General features: G+C 54.6%; 5 protein-coding genes. 1 reads left to right on the top strand and 4 read right to left on the bottom strand.

Features of this window, described 5'->3' with window-relative positions; genetic code table 11:
* Window positions 1-101: 101 nt before the first annotated feature.
* The 3 genes from AB7E14_RS19310 to mgrA all read right to left on the bottom strand — a co-directional run bounded on the left by AB7E14_RS19310 (window position 102) and on the right by mgrA (window position 3,242).
* Window positions 102-1,661: a PTS transporter subunit EIIC gene (locus AB7E14_RS19310; RefSeq protein ID WP_044258408.1), complete on the bottom strand. Its 1,560-nt coding sequence runs from the start codon at window positions 1,659-1,661 to the stop codon at window positions 102-104.
* Between the two features lie 126 nt (window positions 1,662-1,787).
* Window positions 1,788-2,117: a DUF2502 domain-containing protein YpeC gene (gene ypeC, locus AB7E14_RS19305; RefSeq protein ID WP_042999931.1), complete on the bottom strand. Its 330-nt coding sequence runs from the start codon at window positions 2,115-2,117 to the stop codon at window positions 1,788-1,790.
* A gap of 126 nt (window positions 2,118-2,243) precedes the next feature.
* Window positions 2,244-3,242: an L-glyceraldehyde 3-phosphate reductase gene (mgrA, locus tag AB7E14_RS19300; RefSeq protein ID WP_316962447.1), complete on the bottom strand. Its 999-nt coding sequence runs from the start codon at window positions 3,240-3,242 to the stop codon at window positions 2,244-2,246.
* A 181-nt stretch (window positions 3,243-3,423) separates the two neighbouring features.
* Between mgrA and AB7E14_RS19295 the strand changes: the two genes are divergently transcribed.
* Window positions 3,424-5,079, top strand: a complete 1,656-nt coding sequence (locus AB7E14_RS19295; RefSeq protein ID WP_044258410.1) for an alpha-keto acid decarboxylase family protein — start codon at window positions 3,424-3,426, stop codon at window positions 5,077-5,079.
* Here the strand turns inward: AB7E14_RS19295 and AB7E14_RS19290 are convergent.
* Window positions 5,080-6,031: ion channel protein (locus AB7E14_RS19290; protein WP_428169810.1), on the bottom strand; the 952-nt coding region annotated here is incomplete at its 5' end.

The following is a 6,031-nucleotide window of genomic DNA, read 5'->3' as shown; positions in this document are numbered from 1 at the left end:
ACTGGACCCGCGCAGGTTGAGCGAGCAGCGTTTTCATTCCCCGATCGTCGATGGTTTTACTTTTTGAATCATACAATGCGCGCATTCCTGTCTCCTTAAGCTTATTTCGCGCCGACAAGGCGGTCATCTACCGCATTGCGGACAAATTCGACGTGTGGGCCAAAGACCACGTGGACATGGTTGCTGGAGGGGATAAAGGTACCCAGCGATCCCGATTCTTTCAGCACGGTCATGTCCATTTTTTTCTGATCCTTTACATCGACACGCAAACGCGACACGCAGTTTTCAACATGTTTAATATTGTCGGATCCGCCTAGTCCCTGAATAACCAGTTCAGCGACCTTGTCGTACTCTTTATTATTCAGCAAGGTACTGTCTGACGTTTCACTTTCGCGTCCCGGCGTTTTTATATCAAAGCGAGCGATCGCGAAGCGGAAAACGACGTAGAAAACGACAAAGTTAATGGCGCCAAGAAGCAGTAAATTTACCCAGTGCGTCTGTTCATACATCAGACCAAAAATACCGAAGTCGAAGATCGTGCCGCGAATATAGCCGATGGACACGTCCAGCATTTGCAGTGGAATAGTCAGCAAGCCGCAAAGTATGGCGTAAACAATAAAGAGCTGTGGAGCAATAAACAGGAAGGAAAACTCCAGCGGTTCGGTGATATTCCCCAACATGGCGGTGAGCACCACGGTCAGAATCATCCCTTTGGCAAATTTCTTATTCTTAAAATAGGCCATGTGATACATCGCCAGCCCAATCGCTGGCACGCGGAACAGCGTGGTGAGCATTTGCGATGACGCCAGATAACTGGTGAGCGTCGGCATATATTCCTTCCAGGCAGGATGGGAAGGGCCAAGCTCAAACAGGATCTTATTAATCGCAGGCAAAATGCCGACGTACGTTTGCCCGTCAATGAGATAGGTACCCCCAGCCGCGGTAAAGCGGACGGTCGAACTCAGGACATGGTGTAAACCAAATGGAATTAACAGACGGTTGAGCGTCATGTAAATCCCGGCACCGATATTAGGGGCCATCATAATGGTTGAAATGGCGCGCATACCGGCAGTAAACAGATCCCAGATAAAAGGGATAATTAACCCCACGGGAATCGAAAAGGCGATAGCCAGAATCGCTACGGATTTCTTACCGCTGAAAAAAGCAAAGGCGAGAGGAAGTTGCAATCGGTAAAACCGGTCGGTGACTTTGGCCGCCAGTAGCCCGGCAATAATGCCGCCAAGCGCTTCGATTTTCAGCGTCTGAATACCGAGTACCATTCCTTGCCCAACGAGCGCCAGCTCATCTTTTGCCAGTGTACCCGCCAGTTTGAGGTGAACATGCATGGCGATAAGTAGCGTCAGATAGGCCACCACGGAGGCAAAAACCGCAATCCCTTTCTCTTTTTTGGACATGCCGTAAGCCACACCCATCGCGAATAATAACGGGATATTGTTGAATACGACGCTACTGATTAATCCCAGCGAAGAAAGAATGGCTTTAAATATATCGTTCCCGAGAAACGGGAGTTTTTCTATCATATAGCTCTGGCCTAACGCAGAGCTAATTCCCATGACCATCCCCACGGGCGCCAGTACGGCAATCGGCAATAACAGCGATCGACCGAATGTCTGAATTTCATTCTTAAAATTAGCATTCATAAGTTAATCCTGACGTGAATTCTCATGAGGATAAGATACGTTCAGGATATTTTTGCTCAAGGGCAAATGGTGCAGGATAAAAAGCGCAGGATTTGACCATAAAAAAAGAGCCCGAAGGCTCTTTTTTTAATGATGGTGACCGTGGCCTTTTTTCCCGCGCCCGCGATGGTCGTCGCGATCGCGCCAGCCTTCCCGGTATCCGCGCTCGTAAGCATTACGCTTATCCCAGCCACGGTGATAGCCATTGTCATGTCGCCACCAGCGATTTTTACGCCATTCATAATTGCGATGCCAGTAGTCACGGTCACGCCAGTGTCCGCCGTCCCAGTAGTTACCGTAATTATCGCGATCGCCAATTTGTAATTTTATCGATGGCAACAGGGTGATTTCGCCCGCGTTTGCGGCAAGCGGTGTAAAAGCCAGTAGGGCTGCCGCCAGAATCAGTGACCTGAACATTCTTTATCTCCTTCACGATCGAAGCCGTAGTCGGCCTGTTAACGTAATATTACGGGGCCGTAAAGCCCCATTTCATCGCCTTAACTCTTAAATCACGAATGAGAGCACGAATTGCTAAAAACGCTGCTAACGCGTACTGTTCAGAATGTTGTCGATATCAGCGCACTCCTGGTCAGTGAAATGACGATTGGCCAGTATGCCGACCGCATCCTCAATCTGCGAAGTTTTACTGGCACCAATCAGGACCGAGGTGATGTTATCGTTGCGCAGTACCCATGCAAGCGCCATCTGCGATAATTTTTGTCCGCGCTTTTCAGCCAGTGCATTGAGCTGGCGAACGGTTTCCAGCTTTCCGGCGGTAAGCTGATCAGCATTCAGAAAACGGCTTCCGCTCGCTGCTCTGGAATCAGCCGGGATCCCGTTCAGATAGCGATCGGTGAGCTGTCCACCCGCCAGCGGGGAAAAGGCAATGCTGCCCACCCCTTTTTCCTGCAACATCGTCAGCAGTTCCTCCTCCACCCAGCGTTCAAACATCGAATATTTAGGCTGATGGATCAGGCATGGCGTGCCCAAATCATTGAGGATATCGATAGCTTCACGAGCACGATCGGCCGGGTAATTGGAAATCCCGACATACAGCGCTTTCCCCTGGCGTACGAGGTGATCGAGCGCTTGCATTGTCTCCCGCAGGGGCGTTTCAGGATCGGGACGGTGGTGGTAGAAAATATCTACGTACTCCAGCCCCATTCGCTTCAGGCTTTGATCAAGACTGGCAATCAGATACTTGCGGGATCCCCAGTCGCCGTAAGGGCCGTCCCACATGGTGTATCCCGCTTTGGTGGAGATAATGAGCTCATCGCGCCACGGTAAAAAATCTTCCTGCAGGATGCGGCCAAAGTTGCGTTCCGCTGAACCCGGCGGAGGACCGTAGTTATTGGCGAGGTCGAAGTGGGTAATCCCCAGATCAAATGCGCGCTGAAGCAGTGCCCGGCTGTTTTCCACCAGGGTGGTATCGCCAAAGTTATGCCACAGGCCAAGCGAAATGGCGGGTAGCTTCAGGCCGCTCTGACCGCAACGGCGAAATGCCATTCTCTGATAGCGATTTTCATCAGGCTGGTAAACCATTGTCTTCCCTCGCAGTGAATTCAGCTCCCCAGTGTATACGTTTACACTGGTGATTTTTCAATGACATTTTCACTCCGGAAACTGTAAATCCTGCTTTCCACCCTCATCGCCGCCTCTTTCTGGACAGCCCCGACGCTTCTTCAATACTCAACATGAGGTTACCGTCAGAAGGAAAGCTGTCATGCAAACCCCTTACACCGTTGCGGATTACCTGCTCGACAGAATTGCCGGGTGCGGCATCGGGCATCTGTTTGGCGTGCCGGGTGATTACAATTTGCAGTTTCTTGACCATGTGATCGACCATCCGCACGTGCGCTGGGTTGGGTGTGCCAACGAGCTTAACGCTGCCTATGCGGCGGACGGTTATGCCAGGGTCGCCGGGTCCGGAGCGCTGCTGACTACCTTTGGGGTCGGGGAGCTGAGTGCGATGAATGGCCTGGCGGGCAGCTATGCGGAATATGTCCCCGTTCTGCATATTGTTGGCGCCCCATGTAGCGGCGCGCAGCGTCGGGGAGAACTGATGCACCACACGCTGGGCGACGGCGATTTCCAACACTTCTACCGGATGAGCCAGTCCCTTTGTGCGGCCAGCGCAGTGTTGGATGCGCAAAACGCCTGTCATGAGATTGACCGTGTACTGAGTACGATGTTGACCGCCCATCGCCCGGGTTACCTGATGCTGCCTGCTGACGTGGCGAAACGTCCCGCGTTGCCTCCTTCAGCGGAACTGATCCTCTCTGCACCGGAATCGCAGGGGAGCGTGGTGACGGCATTTCGCTATCATGCCCGACAAAAGCTGATCAACAGTCCCCGCGTGGCGCTGCTGGCCGATTTTCTCGCCCACCGTTTTGGTCTACAACCGGTCCTGCAACGCTGGATGGCCGAGACGCCTATCGCCCACGCCACGCTGTTGATGGGAAAAGGACTTTTCGATGAACAACAGCCGGGATTTGTCGGCACCTATAGCGCGGGGGCCAGCAGTGACGACGTCCGTCAGGCGATAGAAGAGGCGGATACGACGATTTGTGTGGGTACCCGATTCGTCGATACGCTAACGGCTGGCTTCACCCAGCAACTGGCGCTGGAACGCACAATTGAGGTGCAGCCGCAGGCATCGCGGGTGGGAGGCATCTGGTTCAGTGGACTGTCTATGGAGCAGGCGGTTACCACGTTACGTGAACTATGCCTGGAACTCTCCATTGCGCCGCCGCCCGTTAAACCTGCGACCGTACAGCTGCACATCGAACGAGGTCCACTGACCCAGGAGAACTTCTGGCATACCGTGCAGCAGGCGCTGGCACCCGGCGATCTGATCCTGGCCGATCAGGGAACGGCGGCATTTGGGGCCGCGTCCCTGTTGTTGCCTACGGGGGCGGAACTGATTGTCCAACCGCTCTGGGGATCGATAGGCTATTCGCTGCCCGCCGCGTTTGGCGCGCAAACGGCGGCGCCTGAGCGTCGGGTTATCCTGATAACCGGCGACGGCGCGGCGCAACTGACCATCCAGGAAATCGGCTCCATGTTGCGCGACGGGCAAACGCCGGTAATTCTGGTACTCAACAACGACGGCTACACCGTCGAGCGAGCTATCCACGGGGAGAAACAACGGTACAACGATATTGCTTCCTGGAACTGGACGCAGATCCCTCGGGCATTCAGCCTTGCGGATCAGGCTGAATGCTGGCGGGTGACTCAGGCCATCCAGCTCGAGGAAGTTTTGGCCCGGCTGGCACGTCCACAACGGCTCTCGCTGATAGAGGTCGTGCTGCCAAAAGCCGATTTACCCGTGTTATTACGTAAGGTCACCCAGGCGCTGGAGTCGCGTAACAGCGGATGACTATTTGTCCTCCCGGTTGGCGACCATCATGGGTTTGCCCGCCAGCAACAGCCAGGCCGGAAGCATCACAATACACAGCAGCGGCAGCAGGGTGGTATCCGGTACCACCACAGCAGCCATAAACAGGCTAAGCCAGCCGTCACGGGTGACGACCAGCACCAGGCCAAGAATAGCGCAGGAAACGGTAATCGCGGCCGGAACGGCTTCAACGTGGGCGTGTAGCATCAAACCTAATGCCACGCCGATAAACACGGCCGGGAAGATCCGCCCGCCGCGAAAACCACTGGCCGCAGCAATGACCAGCGCAGCGAGTTTTATCACCGCGAGCATAAAAAAATCTGTGGTGCCGAGCGTCTGACTGAACGCCATTTGCTGCATTTCATCCAGACCTTTAAACAGCGTCAGTGGTCCACCCATCACGCCGAGTAACCCTAACAGGAAACCTCCAACGCCGAGGATCAGCACCGGATTCTTCAGGCGATGCAGTAAAGCGTGCAGCCGGGGTAAGCACCAGACCGCCACCATCCCCGCGGCAATAGCAATCGCCGCCACTACGGCTCCGGAGAAAATGTCCACGATGCGCATCTGGGTGTAATGGGCGATCGGGAGCGAGAAATGCGGGTGAAAAAACAGGCTGGTGGTCAATGAACCTGCCGCCGCCGCCATTAACGGCGCAAAGAGGCGATCCCACAAAGGGGTATCGTTAGAGCCACTCAGGGTTTGCGAGAAAATCAGCGCGGCGGCGACCGGCGTGCCAAACAGGGCGCCGATGGTGCCGGCCGAGGCCAGAATGGTCCAGTCGAGGGCACCAATCCGTGGGAAAAACCGACGTCCCAGCGCAACGGCTAGCGCGATGTTAACGGCCATAATCGGATGTTCGGGACCAAGGCTGACGCCACCCGCCAGACCCAGCACCAGTGCGATGATTAGGCCTGGCAATGCAACAGGAGAA

Source organism: Citrobacter sp., assembly GCF_050252275.1.
GTDB classification, from domain to species: domain Bacteria; phylum Pseudomonadota; class Gammaproteobacteria; order Enterobacterales; family Enterobacteriaceae; genus Citrobacter_A; species Citrobacter_A amalonaticus.
This window is presented reverse-complemented; position numbering and strand designations above follow the sequence as displayed.